13 protein-coding genes and 1 pseudogene are annotated in these 15031 nt (G+C 57.0%); 4 read left to right on the top strand and 10 right to left on the bottom strand.

Annotated features, from left to right (window positions below; genetic code table 11):
- Entirely contained in the window at positions 1-492 is a 492-nt protein-coding gene (locus tag ACOYW1_RS20100) for an AAA-type ATPase lid domain-containing protein (protein ID WP_482423780.1), read from the top strand.
- A 212-nt stretch (positions 493-704) separates the two neighbouring features.
- On the opposite strand, the gene pdxR is transcribed toward ACOYW1_RS20100, so the two are convergent.
- Positions 705-2102 (bottom strand): MocR-like pyridoxine biosynthesis transcription factor PdxR, encoded by a 1398-nt coding sequence (gene pdxR, locus ACOYW1_RS20095; RefSeq protein WP_482419452.1) that lies wholly within the window; start codon positions 2100-2102, stop codon positions 705-707.
- A 114-nt stretch (positions 2103-2216) separates the two neighbouring features.
- On the opposite strand from pdxR, the gene ACOYW1_RS20090 reads away from it, so the two are divergent.
- Positions 2217-3137: a DMT family transporter gene (locus ACOYW1_RS20090; RefSeq protein WP_482419451.1), complete on the top strand. Its 921-nt coding sequence runs from the start codon at positions 2217-2219 to the stop codon at positions 3135-3137.
- A 273-nt stretch (positions 3138-3410) separates the two neighbouring features.
- On the opposite strand, the gene fumC is transcribed toward ACOYW1_RS20090, so the two are convergent.
- A complete protein-coding gene (gene fumC, locus ACOYW1_RS20085) occupies positions 3411-4805 on the bottom strand; it encodes a class II fumarate hydratase (protein WP_482419450.1) in 1395 nt (464 codons plus the stop codon).
- Between the two features lie 379 nt (positions 4806-5184).
- Entirely contained in the window at positions 5185-5484 is a 300-nt protein-coding gene (locus tag ACOYW1_RS20080; RefSeq protein ID WP_482419449.1) for a hypothetical protein, read from the bottom strand.
- On the opposite strand from ACOYW1_RS20080, the gene ACOYW1_RS20075 reads away from it, so the two are divergent.
- A complete protein-coding gene (locus ACOYW1_RS20075; RefSeq protein WP_482419448.1) occupies positions 5483-5683 on the top strand; it encodes a hypothetical protein in 201 nt (66 codons plus the stop codon). The two genes, ACOYW1_RS20080 and ACOYW1_RS20075, sit on opposite strands and share 2 nt — an antisense overlap.
- 246 nt (positions 5684-5929) lie before the next feature.
- On the opposite strand, the gene ACOYW1_RS20070 is transcribed toward ACOYW1_RS20075, so the two are convergent.
- The 3 genes from ACOYW1_RS20070 to ACOYW1_RS20060 all read right to left on the bottom strand — a co-directional run bounded on the left by ACOYW1_RS20070 (position 5930) and on the right by ACOYW1_RS20060 (position 7983).
- Positions 5930-6274, bottom strand: coding sequence for a hypothetical protein (locus ACOYW1_RS20070; RefSeq protein WP_482419447.1), 345 nt, complete (start codon positions 6272-6274; stop codon positions 5930-5932).
- A gap of 56 nt (positions 6275-6330) precedes the next feature.
- Complete coding sequence (locus ACOYW1_RS20065; protein WP_482423779.1) at positions 6331-7005, bottom strand: MFS transporter; 675 nt, start codon at positions 7003-7005, stop codon at positions 6331-6333.
- A gap of 513 nt (positions 7006-7518) precedes the next feature.
- Entirely contained in the window at positions 7519-7983 is a 465-nt protein-coding gene (locus ACOYW1_RS20060; protein ID WP_482419446.1) for a hypothetical protein, read from the bottom strand.
- Positions 7984-8425: 442 nt separating this feature from the next.
- Between ACOYW1_RS20060 and ACOYW1_RS20055 the strand changes: the two genes are divergently transcribed.
- Complete coding sequence (locus ACOYW1_RS20055; RefSeq protein WP_482419445.1) at positions 8426-9346, top strand: LysR family transcriptional regulator; 921 nt, start codon at positions 8426-8428, stop codon at positions 9344-9346.
- Between the two features lie 272 nt (positions 9347-9618).
- On the opposite strand, the gene ACOYW1_RS20050 is transcribed toward ACOYW1_RS20055, so the two are convergent.
- The 4 genes and pseudogenes from ACOYW1_RS20050 to ACOYW1_RS20035 all read right to left on the bottom strand — a co-directional run.
- The gene (locus ACOYW1_RS20050) at positions 9619-11826 is read right to left on the bottom strand and encodes a molybdopterin-containing oxidoreductase family protein (protein ID WP_482417516.1); all 2208 of its coding nucleotides are present in this window, start codon (positions 11824-11826) and stop codon (positions 9619-9621) included.
- Between the two features lie 17 nt (positions 11827-11843).
- Entirely contained in the window at positions 11844-12788 is a 945-nt protein-coding gene (locus ACOYW1_RS20045) for a class I SAM-dependent methyltransferase (RefSeq protein WP_482419444.1), read from the bottom strand.
- A gap of 439 nt (positions 12789-13227) precedes the next feature.
- Positions 13228-13428 carry a cold-shock protein gene (locus tag ACOYW1_RS20040; protein WP_482417514.1) on the bottom strand — a complete coding sequence of 67 codons (201 nt, stop codon included), beginning with the start codon at positions 13426-13428 and terminating at the stop codon, positions 13228-13230.
- A gap of 996 nt (positions 13429-14424) precedes the next feature.
- Positions 14425-14574: pseudogene (locus ACOYW1_RS20035) on the bottom strand (DUF7661 family protein); the annotation flags it as partial.
- Between the last annotated feature and the right edge of the window lie 457 nt (positions 14575-15031).

Genomic DNA, 15031 nt, shown 5'->3' with positions numbered 1-15031 from the left:
ATGTTCAGGAACGATCTTTACTACCGCCTCAACGTCATCCCCCTGGATATTCCCCCCTTATGCGAGCGACCTGAAGATATCGACCTGCTTGCAGAGCACTTTTTGGCCAAATACAGCGGTCGGTTCAACAAGCGGTTTCGAAGGATCGAGCCCTCCACCATGGACCGGCTCCGCAGCTATGCCTGGCCCGGAAACGTGCGGGAGTTTGAGAACATCATTGAATTCATGGTGAACATGATGCCTGCAGGCGGTGTCATCGACGACTCCCTGCTGCCCCCTCGAGTATTGGAGACACCAACGGAATGCGCCTGCGGCCGTTGCGTTTCAAAGTCTCCGGTTTTACCTCTGAAAGAGGTGGAAAAGCAGGTGATCATCGAGGCGGTCAAGCGCTTCGGCAGCGACACCAAGGGCAAGCGGACCGCAGCCTCGGCTTTGGGGATCGGGGTGGCGACCTTGTATCGGAAGATTCGGGAGTATGGGATTGAAGGTTGAGGGGGATGGGGGGAGGGCTAAGGGCTAAGGGGGAAAGGCTAAGGGCAAATGGTCTTTCGCATCACCGCAAGGGATATCGGTTTTCGATACGCTTTGCGGTGCGCACGGCGCACCCTACGAGCCATCGATGCGCTCGTGAATTGTAGGGTGCGGCCCCCGCACCGCCAGGCGTAACGCGTGCCACCGGCTTTTGTCTTTTATGGTCCCTCTCCTCACCCCAAGGCCTCCTTTAGCGCTTCGACGCCTCGCCTGATGGTATCCGAATCGAGATTTCCGTATCCCATGACCAGCGTGTCTCTGTGTTGTCCCGGCACGATGTTGTGGTGTGAGGCGGGGTAGACGCGGACCCCTTGTGCCTCGATACGGGCAAGGCGTTTTTTCGTGAAGGGGGTGTCCTGGAATCGGGCAGAAAGATGCAGGCCCGTTTCGCTTCCCAAGATGTGCACTCGGTCACCGAAGGCCTCCGTGAGGGCATCAACGGTGAACTGGCGTCTCTGGCGATAGAGCTTTTTCATTTTTGAGAGGTGCCTGAGGTAGTGCCCTCGGGTGATGAACTCGGCCAGGGCAAGCTGGGATGCGGTGTCATTGTGGAGATCGTTCTGCCATTTCAGGGCTCGGGCAGGGGTGATGAGTTCCTTTGGAAGCACCAGGTAGCCGGTGCGAATGGAGGGGCAAAAGGTTTTGCTGAAGGTGCCGATGTAGATCACCCGCTCCGGGCAGAGCCCGTGAAGGGAACTGATGGGCGGGCCGTCAAAGCGGAATTCGCTGTCGTAATCGTCTTCGACGATGAAGGCTCCTTTGGCATCTGCGTAATGCAGCAGATCGATGCGCCGTTGAATGGGCAGGGTTCCGCCCAAGGGAAACTGGTGTGACGGGGTGACGAAAACAAAGGCGGGGGAAAGATCCTGGGGAAGCAGCTCGGTGATGATGCCCGAGTCATCCACGGGTACCGGGCGTATCACCCCGCCATGGCTTCGGACGATGTGCTGGATATCCAGGGTGATGGGGTCTTCAAGGACCGCTTCCCGGTCTTTCTCGAGCAACAGGGCGCAGACAATGCCGACGGCCTGTGTGGTTCCCGAGGTGATAATCACCTGATCCGGGTGACAGCAAACCCCCCGACGTTCCACCACATGGCGGCAGATCGCTTCGCGAAGCTCCATGCGTCCCTCGGGGTGCCCATAGGCAAGAACCTCTTCCGGTGGGCGTGTGTAGACATGCTTGAGCATGGAGAGCCAGGTGCGGGCAGGAAAGAGGCGAAGATCCGGCGTCCCTGATTTAAAATCGACGAGCCCTGGTGCGTGGTCGGGCCTTGTGGCGACAGGGGGCGTTTCCGGGGGCCGGGAAAGAGAGGGGGAAGGATAGACGCTCCCCGGTGCGACATATGTGCCGGAGCCGGTTTTTGATTCGGTAAAACCTTCGGCATAGAGAAGGTCATAGGCTTCCAGGATCACATTCCTCGAAACCCCGAGGCGCTCAGAAAGTTCACGGCTGGAAGGCAGGCGGGTGCCTGCTGGGAGCTCTCCGTTCAAAATGAGTTGCCTGATCTGGCCATAGGCCTGACGGATCATGGGAACCCTTGAACACTTATCCAATGTCAGCCAGAGCATGGATGCCTCCTTTGAGTGGTTCTATCGAAATAGTCCAAAAGTGGATCTTTGGTAAACCAATCGCGTTGACGTAAGGTACACGTATTTTCATGAAGCGTCAAAGGAGGCTTTTTTATGCGTGACCCAAACTCGTTCAACGAACAGGCCAGGGGGATGGCCCAGCTGGTCATGGCAATGATTCTGGCAGGCAGCTCCGTGGTGGTTGGAAAATTCCTGACGGCGGGGCTGCCGGTTTTTATGATCGGTTCCAGTACCCTTCTCGTGGCTTTCCTTGTGCTGCTGCCTCCGGCCCTTCTCCGGTGGCATGAGATTCGCGGATTAACCCCGGAGCAGTGGGCGTCTCTTTTTATGCAGGCCCTGTGCGGCATCGTTCTTTTTCGGGTGCTGACCCTCTACGGCCTGCAGCATACCGGAGCCGTGCAGGCAGGCGTGATTCTGGGAACCACTCCGGCTGTTCTTACCTTATGTGCGGTTCTTTTTCTTGGTGAGCGTCCCACCCCGTATGGCCTGGTCGGGGTCGGTTTAGCGGTATGCGGGATGATGGTGCTGAACCTTTCGTCTGGTCCGTCCGGCGGGAAGGGGCATCTTTGGGGGAGTCTTTTGGTCTTTGGGGCGGTGGTGGCGGAAGCCCTTTTTACCATTTTCAGGAAAAAGGTGGCCCATGAGATTTCTGCGGTGACCAATACCTTCGGTCTGGTGCTGATCAGCCTGATGATGATGTGTCCCTTTGTCGCATGGGAGTTCAGGGTTTACCATGTCCTGCCCGGTGTTCAGGCCTTTACGGCCATTGTCTACTACGGTGTGTGCGCAACGGCCATGGCTTACCTGCTATGGACCCACGGCGTGGGGCGGGTCAGCGCCGAAGCGGCCGGGGTTGCAACAGCCGCCATGCCCGCCAGCTCCGTTCTCCTGGCTGCCCTCGTCCTTGGGGAGCCGCTGGACCACCGACACCTTCTGGGGTGTAGCATGGTGATGGCCGGGATTGCCTTCAGTACCCTGTTCAAAAAGAGGGGCTATGTGGGCTGCGTGGAGTGAGCCGGGGCTGATTTTTTAAGACATATCCGGCCTAATCCGGATATGTCGACGAGTCGAGTGCTCTCGGATCGCCCGAAAGGTGAGAAAAGCGATCCAGAAACTCGGCTTTTGCTTTTCATGGTGTCTCCCATCACCTCTATCGATACCGGTTTTCGACACGTTTTGCGGTTCGCACGGCGCACCCTATGAGCCATCAATGCGCTCGTGAATGGTAGGGTGCGGCCCCCGCACCGCCAGGCGTAACGCGGGCAATCGATGAACGGTGAGCTGCCCTCAGTCCCGGGGCCCGATCATGGTTTCGGGTCTCACCAGTGCGTCGAATTCGTCTTCGGTGACCCATCCGCTGGAAAGGGCCGCTTCCCGAAGGGTGCATCCCCGGGCCATGGCCTCTTTGGCGATGGCGGCGGCTTTGTCGTAGCCGGTGTGGGGCACCAGGGCGGTGACGAGCATGAGGGATTGCTCCATGAGTTCTGCGATGCGGCGGGTGTTGGGCTCGATGCCTGTGATGCAGTGGCGGGTGAGGCTGCTTGCGGCATCGGCCAGGAGTCCGATGGACTGCAGGACGTTGTGGGCGATGACCGGCTTGAAGACGTTGAGTTCAAAATGCCCCTGGGCCCCTGCAATGGTGACGGTGGCGTGGTTGCCCATGACCTGGGCGCACACCATGGTCATGGCCTCGCACTGGGTAGGGTTGACCTTGCCCGGCATGATGGAGGAGCCGGGTTCGTTCTGGGGAAGGGAGAGTTCGCCCAGGCCGGAGCGGGGACCGGAGCCGAGGAAGCGGATGTCGTTGGCGATCTTGTTGAGGCTGACGGCCAGGGTGTTGAGGGCGCCGGAGGTTTCCACCATGGCGTCGTGGGCTGCCAGGGCTTCAAACTTGTTGCCTGCCGTAACAAAGGGAAGCTCCGTATAGGTTGCCACCTCATCTGCAAAGGCCTCGGCAAAGCCCACACGAGTATTTAAGCCTGTCCCTACGGCGGTGCCCCCCTGGGCCAGGGGGTAGAGGCGCTTGAGGCTGTCTTGCAGGCGGTCTGTTCCGAGGCTTACCTGGGCGGCGTAGCCGGAGAACTCCTGGCCCAGGGAGAGGGGCGTTGCGTCCTGCAGGTGGGTGCGCCCGATTTTAACGATGCCATCCCAGGCTCTGGCCTTGCTGGACAGGGCCGCGTGGAGGCTGTCCAGGGCAGGGAGAAGACGGTGGTGGATCTCTTCCACGGTGGCGATGTGCATGGCCGTGGGAAAGGTGTCGTTGGAAGATTGTCCCAGGTTGCAGTGGTCGTTGGGGTGTATTGGGTCCTTGGCTCCAAGGGCACCCCCGAGCCGCTGGTTCGCAAGGTTTGAGATTACCTCGTTGGCGTTCATGTTGGATTGGGTGCCGGAGCCGGTTTGCCACACCACCAGGGGAAAGTGATCATCCAGCCCGCCTTCGATGACCTGCCGGGCCGCATCCACAATGGCTGTTGCCAGGGTTTTGTGGAGCGTTTTCTGCTTGAGGTTGGCAAGGGCCGCACACAGCTTGACGATGCCCAGGGCCCGGATCATGGAACGCGGCAGGCGTTCGTTTCCAATGTTGAAGTACTGCAGCGAGCGCTGGGTCTGGGCGCCCCAATAGGCATCGGCCGGGACGGCAACGGGGCCGAAGGTATCGGTTTCCTGGCGGGTGTCGGGCATGGTTTTCTCCTTGGGTGATGATGGGGGTGTCTGGGCGAGAGAGGACTCTGGGGGGCGGCATGGGAAAAGGATGCATCCAAGTAAATATACAGTGGCTTGGGTGTGGGTGTAAAGCCTGGGGATATCACGTGTGGGGCAGGCCAGGGAAAACCATTTTCGGGGTGCTCCCAAGACGATATGTTCGCATCCGCGTTTCGCTTTGATGGCCCTTCGGGCAATGAAAACGAAGCGCGGGTGTATCAGGTTTTTTTCAGGAAAACGACCCGCTGGGGGCAAAGGGAAACGGACCTGTTTCTTTATTTAAGGAACCCAGGTCACGATTCCCTCGTCGGGCTGGGCGCCTTTCCAGCGCCAGAACGAGTCGACATCCCGAATCCCGTCAGCAATGACGGCTTTGTAGATCTGGATGCCCATGACCTTTTTTTCTCTGTGGGAATGGCCTGATAGTGCAAGTGGCGCTACGGGTTTCCGGGGTCAGCACCTGGGAGATGCGGTCAGCAACCCGCTCGAAGTAACCGACGTAGGGAGAATCCTCCAGGATATGGATCATGTCGATCTGCCAGGACTGGTTTTCGTCGTCTTCGTAAAAGGCGTGCCACTCGATGCATTTGTCCTCTGCCTCGATGAGGTTGGTGTAGGAGATCGACTTGATGCGAGGGTTCTCGGCAAGCCGTGCCATGGCTGAAAAACTGTCCGAGAGGCTGAAGGGGCTGCGGCTGAATATGGAAATCGATGTCCCGGTTGTTGATCAAAAGCCCTGTTACGAGAAGCGATCCCACCAGGTTGATCGTCGCTCCGATGGAGGTCCATATGTCGAGGACCTGTGTGTCCTCCATGATGGCCCGGGCTTTTTCCTGCATGCGTTCCGCTTTTTGTAAAATGGCTTCCATGGTGTTGCCTTCCTTCGGTCTGGGGGCCTGTCTCAGGCCCTATGCTTGTTGTCTTTTTTATCCGGGTCTTTTTATACTACCCTACGAAAGCAGACAATAAAAAAGCCCGTTTCCATGGTGACCACGGAAACGGGCTTTTTTACTTTGACAGCCTGGTTGGCGGCATCCTCCCTCACATGTCGGCACCATCATGATGCCTTGACATGGGTTCAGCCCGCTCATGACATACCCGGTCTATGCGGCTTCAGGCTGCTCGACGCAAACCTGCCGAACCGCCGTTTCAGGCAATTGAATCCGGGCTTTGATAAACCACCATAAAATGGACGCCAAGCCTCCCGTGCCAACGGCAAGGATCCCGATAAAGGTGACCTTGTCGTGCCAGTCAAAGGAGACAACAGCCATGGCTGCGGCCCCCAGGATAAAATTGAATAAACCCAAGAGGAAGCCGCGCACCGGCATCGCGTTGAACTTGCTCCAGGGCAAGGTTATTGGCCAGCGAGAGGGCGGCTGATACCGATACAAAACGTGATAAACCCCATGCGAGGTGCTGACCATGGGCCGGGAAAGATGAAGGGCCATGGCAAGCCCTCCGGCAGCGATTCCTGTCAGGCCTGTGGACATCAAGGCCACACTGCCTATCCATCTGCCGAAGGCCCGTTGCCGCAGATCATGGCGCCTGCCATAAAGCAAAGGGCATTGGCACCGAAAAAGAGGGCAAAGGTGTTTTCACTGACATGGTAGTGGGTGATGTAAATGCTCGATGACGCAGCGATGTGTGCAAAAAAGGGAAGGCCTGTCATGGAGGTACAGATAACGACGGACATAAACCGCCCGTTGGTCAGGAGACGGCCATAGCTTTTGATGAGTTCGGTTACGGGGACGCCCGTGGGGTTGGGGTGGGACTCGGGTGTGAACAGCATGCCGATAAGGGCCACCCCTCCCATGGCTGCCTGGGCCATAAAAATCCATGGCCAGGTGAACCGGGTAATGATCAGGCTCCCGACCATGGGGGCGATCATGGGCGCCAGGGCCATGATGACCGACACATACCCCATGACCGACTCCCTCTCTCTGGCTTCCAGGCGATCCTTGGCTATTGCCATGGAGATACTCGATGCCGAGGCCGCTCCCGCAGCCTGGATGATGCGTGCTGCGATGAGCATGTGGATGCCTGTGGACAGGGCGCAGAGGATGCTGCCTGCAATAAAAATAAGGATGCCGGTGATCAACGGTTTTTTGCGGCCGTAGCGGTCGGACAGAGGACCGTATACCAAAAGGAAGGCACAGTAGACCGTAAAAAAGAGGACCAGGGTCAGGTTGATGATGGCCAGGGGCTGATTCCAGAGGGTTTGAAGAAATGGAATAGCCGCGGGTTCAGTTACTCGGTGGACAGAGGCGGAAACGCTGCCAGAATAGCCAGTAACAGAATAAAACGAATCATGGGAAACGGGTATTCCTTAGATATTGGGGGTGATCTCTGGCCTTGCGCCAGAGGTCATGGGGGGTTGTTTTGTGGGTCTGATCCCGGATATCTCATGGGAAAACGACAGGCTTACCGCTATAAGTCAGTATGACACACGGTTGCTGAGAAAAAATCAGTTAATTCAAGAGTGCCACTTGGCATTCGCCGTTTTGGCTCGCTTTATTAACCCTTCGGGCGATCGGAGTGAATGCTTGTACCCCACCTCGTGAAATCGGGCAATAAAAGAAAGCCCGTTTCCATGGTGACAACGGAAACGGGCTTTGTGCTTTGGTGTCACTGCTTTTTTACTCAGGGCTGATGCATTGGCCTGGCAGTGAACAGCACGTTGTGCAGCAATGGGCTATTCGGCGTCCAGGGCCATGGCGATGTCTGTGCCGCACTGGTAAGCATCGGCGCCCACAGAGTTCGGGAGCAGGGTATACCCACCGAGTTTGTCGCCTGTCTGGGCCAGCTCATGGAGGTGGTCGTAGGTTGCCTCAACGGCCAGGGTGCCGTCATGGGTTCCGGTGATGTAGTTTCGGGGGATGTAGACGCGCTCAACAGAGACACGGACGCGTCCGTCATCGCACTGTTTGGCCTTGACATCCAGAACCCTGCCTTCGCCGTTGGTGAAGTAGGTGTCTGCACCACCGTTCTGGTTCAGGGAGGCCATGGCCAGCTCATGGAGCTGGGTCCCTTCCTGGGCCACGCGTCCGAACATGGCGCCCATGCATCCTGCGTAAGCCTGGGTGGTGATGAGGGTGAAGGCGCAGAGCGCGAAAAGGGCTGACGCCAGACCTGATTTTTTAAATGCTTGTGTAGTCATGGTTGTGAACCTCCTGGTTCTATGGGTGATCTAAACGCTGTATCGCCAGGGCAGGGCTTTAAAACCGTGCCGTACCTTTTGGCGATATGCGGTGATTGACGTGGCATGTTGCCAACCTGGGTGATGTTATACGTGGTTGATTTGTTGTCATGAAGAGGGTAATTAATCATTTGTTAATTGCGTTTTCTGCAATTAATGCCGGTTGGATGGGGCGTCTTCTGCAACGTGTTGAAATGCTTGGCAAGCACAAGTGTGTTCCTGACCAAGGAGGATGACGGCCGTGTCAGGATGGATCGGTTTCGGAGCCGTCGAAACATCGGAGGGAAGAAGGAAGGGGCCTGACAGGGGTGTTTTGCTGGCAAGACGTGACACTGCATGGCCCAAGGCATTTGGTCGGAAACGTGAACGAAAATACAAGTGGGGTCGTTATCCCGGGAGCGGCATGGCAATGGAAACCAATGAGCAGGTTTTTTTAAGGGTGGTGGAGGCAGGGAGCCTCAAGGCAGCTGCTGAACAGCTGGGGACGGACCCCTCGTCCGTGAGCCGGAAGGTGGCAGCCCTGGAGGGGCGCCTGGGTGTGAAACTGCTTCAACGCTCCACTCGCCGCTCCGTTCCGACGGAAGCCGGGAAAAAATACTACGATGGCATGCGGCGGCTCGTTGATGAACAGGCAGCCCTTGAGGCCTGTGTTGCCCGTGAGACCGACATACCCCGGGGGTACCTTCGTGTCACGGCACCGAACAACATAGGTGATGTGCATGTGGCCCCGGTTTTGACGTCCATGGCGGAGATGTACCCGGACCTGAAGGTCGAACTTATCCTCACGGGAGAAGTCCCGGATATGAGCGAGAAGGGCATTGACGTTTCCATCTGCATCGGGCACCTTCCCGACTCCAACCTCATCTGTCGCAAATTGATCGATCTGCCTGTGCTGCTCATCGCCTCAAAGAAGTACTTGGCTAAGCGGGGCACCCCGCGCAAACCCTCGGATCTTCATGACCACGACTTTCTTTTTTTCACTCGTTTCCAGCGAGATACCCCCCTTGAGTTTATTGGGCCGAAGGGCCCCGAGAAGGTGAAGGTGTCTTCTAAATTCATGGTGAACAGCGCTTCGGTGATTCGTAAGCTCAACCGGGCCGGGTTCGGGATCAGCGTCGGCAACCCCCGGGCCTTCAAGGAGCTTCTGGACAGCGGCGAGGTGGTTCAGCTGCTGCCGGAGTACTCTTTGGAGCCGTACCCCCTTTATGCCACCTATGTGTCCACGGCCTTTGTCCCTGCAAAGATCCGGCGATTCGTGGATATGATGGCCGCCTATTCATCAGAAGAGTTGACCGGGTGGGCCATAGAGGAGATCGAAGAGTAAAATAGCACCCCTTCCAATGCTCCAAGCTGATTTTAGCTGATGCTGAACAGTGAGGCAGGCATGAACGGCACGGTTCCTATAAAATAGTTTTGATGAGATGTAAGGTAGGGCACTTAGTAAAGAACACAAGGCGGGCATTTCTGGAGGGAATGTGGATGGAGCAGATGGGACGTTCGGGGTTTTGGTCAGGCAGCGAGCAAATCTTGCCCGGCCCCCGTTTCCCCATCACTATGAAAGGGGGGGAAGGGGGGCTCATTGTATGCTTCTGCTGATCACCCCACACACCCGAGGCTCGGGTCCTGGGCGGCCGGGCGCCTGCGTTCCCGTTTTTTGTGCTTCACCTGGCACAGCAGCGTTTTGTAGACCGGGAACCCGGAGATCTCGTCGTATTGATCCAGGTCGGTGAGCACGTTGACGTTGGCATTCTGCCACGCCTCGGTCCCCAGGGGGCCGCCGCCGCCCACGGGGGCGTATACAAACCCTTGCATGATCTTGTCGGTGACATAGGCCCGCATCACCACCGATCCCCGGGCCGTCTTGATGATGACGGTGTCTCCGGTGGTGACCCGGCGTTTTTCCGCGTCTGCCTCATTCATCTCAATGACCGGGTAGGGGTATTTCTCCATAAAGCTCGGGATGGCCCGCAGGCAGGATTTCATATCGGGCTTGAAGGGGCCTGTGCCCAGGATCAGGGGATAGCGTTTGTGGAGCTTCGGGTTGCTGACGGGGGTCTCAACGGATTCCTCATACTTTGGAAGGCCTTCGTACCCGTATTGTTCCAGCACCGTGGATTTGATCTCGAATTTGCCCGATGGGGTTTCAAATCCGGGTTGCCCGTCTTGCCGCAGCAGGCCTTTTTCCCATTTTCGGTAGGCCATCTCTTTTCTGCCGTTGCGGAGCACATGCTTGTCAGCCTGCTTCAAGTCTTCCACGGTAAAGCCGGTTCCATCCAGGATGTAGTGCAAGAGCTCTTCCTGGCTCTGGGGAAAGAGGTGGCCGTATCCCAGGCGATGGGCCAATTCTGCCAGGATCTGGTAATTGGGCCGGGCTTCGCCCACGGGGTCTGTCAGCTTCTCCCTCAGCCGGATGGCGTTGCCGTAGTAGCAGTAGGACTCCTGCTCAAAGGCTGTGGTTGCGGGCAGTACGATGTCGGCGTAGGCCGCGTCCCGGGTGAGCTGGAGATCGATGGAGACCAAAAAATCAAGGGCCTCCAGAGCTTCTTTCCAGACCCCTGGATCGGGCCAGGAGGTCATCAAAGACGCCCCCATGACAAACATGGAACGTATCTTATAGGGTTCCCCTTCCAGGATGGATTTCGGCAGGAGGGCGGCGTGGGGTTCGCCCCCGCAGTAATGGGAATAGACAGGGAATTTTCCGCTGCCGATGGATTTGTCATACCCGGGGGTCTCAAGCTGACCCTTTCGGTTCAGGTGAAGGCGATTTTCCCGCCTCGCAAAACAGCGCCCCCCCTCCACATCCAGTTGGCCTGCCAACGCCCACAATACCATGACGGCCCGGATGTTCTGCACCCCGCTTTTGGTGTATTCCAGCCCGGTGTACATGATGTAGCTGGCGCCTTCAGCGTCGGCGATGCTTTCGGCCAGGGTTTCGATGGTCTCCTCATCAATTCCCGTGACGGCGGCAACATGGTGCGGCGAGAACTCCTTTACATACGCGGCAAACTCATCAAACCCCAGGGTCCAGTCTGCCACAAACTCTTCGTCGTAGAGATTGTCCCGTATGAGGATATGGGCAAGGCCGAGGGCCAGCGCCCCGTCGGAGCCGGGCCGGATGGGGAGCCAGGTGCTGCCCGGAAGCTCGGCGGCCTTGGTCCGCCTGGGGTCGATGACGATGATCTCCGCCCCTTCCTCTGCGGCCGTCTTCAGCCGTTCGAACATCTCGGGTGGTGTGGACGAGGAGGGGTCGGTCCCCCACACGAGGATCAGGTCCGAATTGTCCACATCCGAGAACATATCGATGTGCAGACAGCCCATGGTGAGTTTGGGGGCCAGAACGCCCAGGGCGGTATAACAAGGGGCTCCCACGCCGAAAGAATTGGGGGAGCCAAAGGGAAAGAGCACGCTGCTGGCCAGGTAGATCTCCGAGCCCTTGAGTTGAAAGATGTCTTTAAAGGAGCGCTCATAGGTCCCTGTACCCGCATAAAATCCCACCGCCTCAGGGCCGTGTTTTTTCTTTGTCTCGGTGAGCTTGTCCACGATAATATCAAAGGCTTCGTCCCAGCTGATTTTCTCGAACTCATGGGTGCCTTTGGGGCCCACCCGCTTAAGGGGATGCGTGAGCCGTCGCTCGGAATAGATGATCTCTTTGACGCTGTCTGCTATGGGGCACAGGATGCTGCCCAGAGGCGCTTCTGGGTCCGGCTCCAGCCGGTCGATCCTGTTGTTTTCATCAAAATGCGCAATGACCCCGCAACCGGGGCTATGGAAACAGATGCCGCAAATTCCGGGTTTTGGATCCACTGTGCTCATCTCCTGTTTTACTGTCTGACCCCCACCACGAATTGGGAGGTGATGTGTTCCCACAGATTTTCTGTCTTCCGGATTCTCCAGTTTACATGGCCCTGGTCAACAATCTGAAAGGGAGGGTGGAAGGCTTCGCCCCCTTCGGACATGAGGCGGACAACGTTGTCGATGCCTCGGCCTTGAAACGGACCTTCGGTCCGGCCGCCCATCCACAGCTCCGGGTGGGAGACGGCTTCGTCCCAGGAGAAGGGGTCGGAGAAGACAAACATGGCGTTGTCGTCCTTGAGCACGTGGTTGATGTTGGCCAGGTGCTGCATGGGGTGGGGCACTTTTTCCAGGACGTTGACCGAGGTGGCCGTGGAAAAAAGGGCACCCCGAAAGGGCAGGGCCATGGCGTCGGCCACCACAAACTCAACCCTGTCGTCGTGCCAGGCCGGGGAGAGCTCGCAGGTTTTGCGTTCGGTGAGGTGCCCCTCCACGATGAGGTCGAACTCCAGGCGCTTTTCAGTCAGCAATTCCCGCGCCGTTCTGATAAACGACAGGGAGGTGTCCATGCCCACCACCCGAGAGTGGGTCCTGCTCAGTTCAAAGGATAGGCGTCCCACGGAGCATCCGGTATCAAGGGCCCAGCCGTTGTTCTCCGAGAAATATGAGGACCAGGTCCTGTAGGCGTCCGTGGCATTGGTGCCGTTGAAAAATTCGGCAAAATGGCTCCACAGATACGCCGAGAGCATGGCCTTGGAGTTGTATCCTGCATCATCGGACAGCAACCCCATGCTGCGTTCCGGTAAAAGAACGGCCACGCCATCGCGGATTCCGTAGGTCCTCCGGCAGGCCACGCACGTGAGTTCTCCTTCCAGAACATCATCGTCCTTTTCGTGCGTGACGGTAAGGATTAAGGGGTTTTCCTCAGAAGCACAGTCCGGACAGATCAGTTTTTCCTGTAACCATCGTTTCATATGCACCTTTTTCGGGCCCCTTGGAGGCGCGCTCCGGGGCGGAATCGTTGCCCCGTTACGTTTCAGGGGATGATCAGGTAAGGGGGGGAACGAACCTTCAGACGAAGGTCCGGTGTGCGGTTGCCACTGGTGGATACCGCAAGGCGGCACAGATCCTCAGCACCGATGGGAGGTTGCCCCACCCCGGGTTTACTGGTTGTTGTGATGGAATATTATGATTTTGGATATGATTGCAGGGTTGGAAACTGGTTCTTACCATCTCACAGACGGCCGGGAAAAGTCCAGCAGAAAGAGCCCGTTCCCCTGGTTGGGTTTCGGTGGGCCTCTTGTGGCAGAGAATAAACAGAAGGGATAAAAAAAGGCCCCCTGAAAATAAATCCAGGGGGCCTTTCATATATTAAATCACGCTACACTCTTTTAGAGGAACATGATTTTTTTTCTACTGAACGGTGACGTTGGTAGCCGCAGGACCTTTCTGACCCTGCTCAATGTCGAAGGTAACGCGATCACCTTCGTTGAGGGTTTTGAAGCCTGAAGCATTGATGCCTGAGTGGTGTACGAATACATCGGGGCCGTTTTCCTGCTCGATGAATCCAAAACCCTTGCTCTCGTTAAACCATTTTACGATTCCATTGTTCATTGTGACGTTTCCTTAAAAATTAAATGATGTTTGTTGCATGTTCGAAACTTTCAGGTCTGGCCACTTCTTCAAATGGAAATTCCTTTGATAACGAAACACAAGCCTCCACATGAGGCACTAACGGGCGCACTATCTATGTGTTTGCGTAAGTTGTCAATAAGAAAGTGGATATTAAATTTTATAAATGGTTGCCCACACGTGTAATTGCTTGACATAAAAGGGTTCCCAACGATTAATCACCCCTGAAGATATTGAAAATGATTCAGGGGTTTTTCGTGAATTTTACAAAAGATCTTTCCCTTAGTGTCGGTATCTCTGCTTCCGTTAGGAGGGCAATAATACCAGGGTACGGCCCCGCACCGCAAAAGGTTCAATTCACGCCCCCGCATGGATACCGCCAGCCATCGAAGAGCCGCCCGTCAATCCCCGCAATATCTCGCCCACGTAACCGCCCGTGCCGTGTCACCCCGTATGGTGCGGCCCCCGCACCGGAAAAGGTTCAATTCACGTCCCCACACGGATGCCGACAGCCTCCAGAGAGCCGCCCGTCAATCCCCGCAATATCTCGCCCCACGTAACCGCCCGGGCCGTGTCACCCCGTATGGTGCGGCCCCCGCACCGGAAAAGGTTCAATTCACGCCCCCGCATGGATACCGCCAGCCCCTGGATAGGGTGGTTAATCCCCGCAATATCTCGCCCCACGTATCCGCCCGGGCTGTGTCACACGGGTACCTGCTAGGCCCCGCACCGGAAAAGGTTCAATTCACGCCCCCACGGATGCTGCCAGCCCCTGGATAGTCGCCCGTCAATCCCCAAATTTCGACCCCACGTATCCGCCCGGGTTGTGTCACACGGTAGGGTGCGGCCCCCGCACCGAAAAGAGTTTCAATTGACATCCCCGCATGGGTACCGACAGCCGCTGGAGAGCTGCCCGTAAAAACCCAAAAAGTTTTTCAACCCACGCCACTGCTATGGGGTCGATTATCCCTTACTCCATTAGCCCATTGTGATACAGGCAACGCCTCTGATTACGAGACCCTGAAAACTATCGGGATGCTTTTCGGTGGCCCACTCGTGGCAGAGGTCGCTCAGGTAGAGTTCCAGCTCGGAGCTTTGGAGGCCGGAAGGCACAACAAGGTCTGTGGCCGGGCGGCGCTTTGATCCTACTCATAGAACAATCACCAAGCATTCTCTTTGTGCAGGGCGAGAATGATCCTGCCAAACACATTAAATGTGATCTTTTTATCCATTTTGATCGTCCAGGGCCTTTGCCATTCGGATGCATGGCAAGCGGCCGACCCCGTTGGGCAGTTCATGGGCGGACTCGCCCAGGCGAAGGTACCCGCAGTGACCAGAACAAACTACCGCGTTGATGGTGGCGCATAATCTCAGTTCATGGACACCGGCGCCCATGGCCCTGGGGTCTCCAGCTCCGTAATCAGGGCTTTGCCCACCCCGGTTCCCACAGCCCGGGGCTAAAATAACCACCGATCTCCACCGCTAACCGGGTTCAGGATGCCCAGGCCAAAGATCCCTTCGTTCTCTTCAGCCACGACCATAATCTTTTCACCTATGGCGTGCTCGTAGATTGGGCGTCAAAAGT

This window comes from Desulfoluna sp. CYM3A (assembly GCF_056829965.1).
Note: the sequence above shows the minus strand (reverse complement) of the source record. Positions and strands in the feature narration are given on the sequence as shown.

Excerpts from the sequence above, each read along its gene's own strand:
- ACOYW1_RS20100 (WP_482423780.1), top strand. The coding sequence starts at position 1 with ATGTTCAGGAACGATCTTTACTACCGCCTCAACGTCATCCCCCTGGAT.
- pdxR (WP_482419452.1), bottom strand. The coding sequence starts at position 2,102 with ATGCTCTGGCTGACATTGGATAAGTGTTCAAGGGTTCCCATGATCCGT.
- ACOYW1_RS20090 (WP_482419451.1), top strand. The coding sequence starts at position 2,217 with ATGCGTGACCCAAACTCGTTCAACGAACAGGCCAGGGGGATGGCCCAG.
- fumC (WP_482419450.1), bottom strand. The coding sequence starts at position 4,805 with ATGCCCGACACCCGCCAGGAAACCGATACCTTCGGCCCCGTTGCCGTC.
- ACOYW1_RS20075 (WP_482419448.1), top strand. The coding sequence starts at position 5,483 with ATGGCTGAAAAACTGTCCGAGAGGCTGAAGGGGCTGCGGCTGAATATG.
- ACOYW1_RS20080 (WP_482419449.1), bottom strand. The coding sequence starts at position 5,484 with ATGGCACGGCTTGCCGAGAACCCTCGCATCAAGTCGATCTCCTACACC.
- ACOYW1_RS20070 (WP_482419447.1), bottom strand. The coding sequence starts at position 6,274 with ATGGCCCTTCATCTTTCCCGGCCCATGGTCAGCACCTCGCATGGGGTT.
- ACOYW1_RS20060 (WP_482419446.1), bottom strand. The coding sequence starts at position 7,983 with ATGACTACACAAGCATTTAAAAAATCAGGTCTGGCGTCAGCCCTTTTC.
- ACOYW1_RS20055 (WP_482419445.1), top strand. The coding sequence starts at position 8,426 with ATGGCAATGGAAACCAATGAGCAGGTTTTTTTAAGGGTGGTGGAGGCA.
- ACOYW1_RS20045 (WP_482419444.1), bottom strand. The coding sequence starts at position 12,788 with ATGAAACGATGGTTACAGGAAAAACTGATCTGTCCGGACTGTGCTTCT.
- ACOYW1_RS20040 (WP_482417514.1), bottom strand. The coding sequence starts at position 13,428 with ATGAACAATGGAATCGTAAAATGGTTTAACGAGAGCAAGGGTTTTGGA.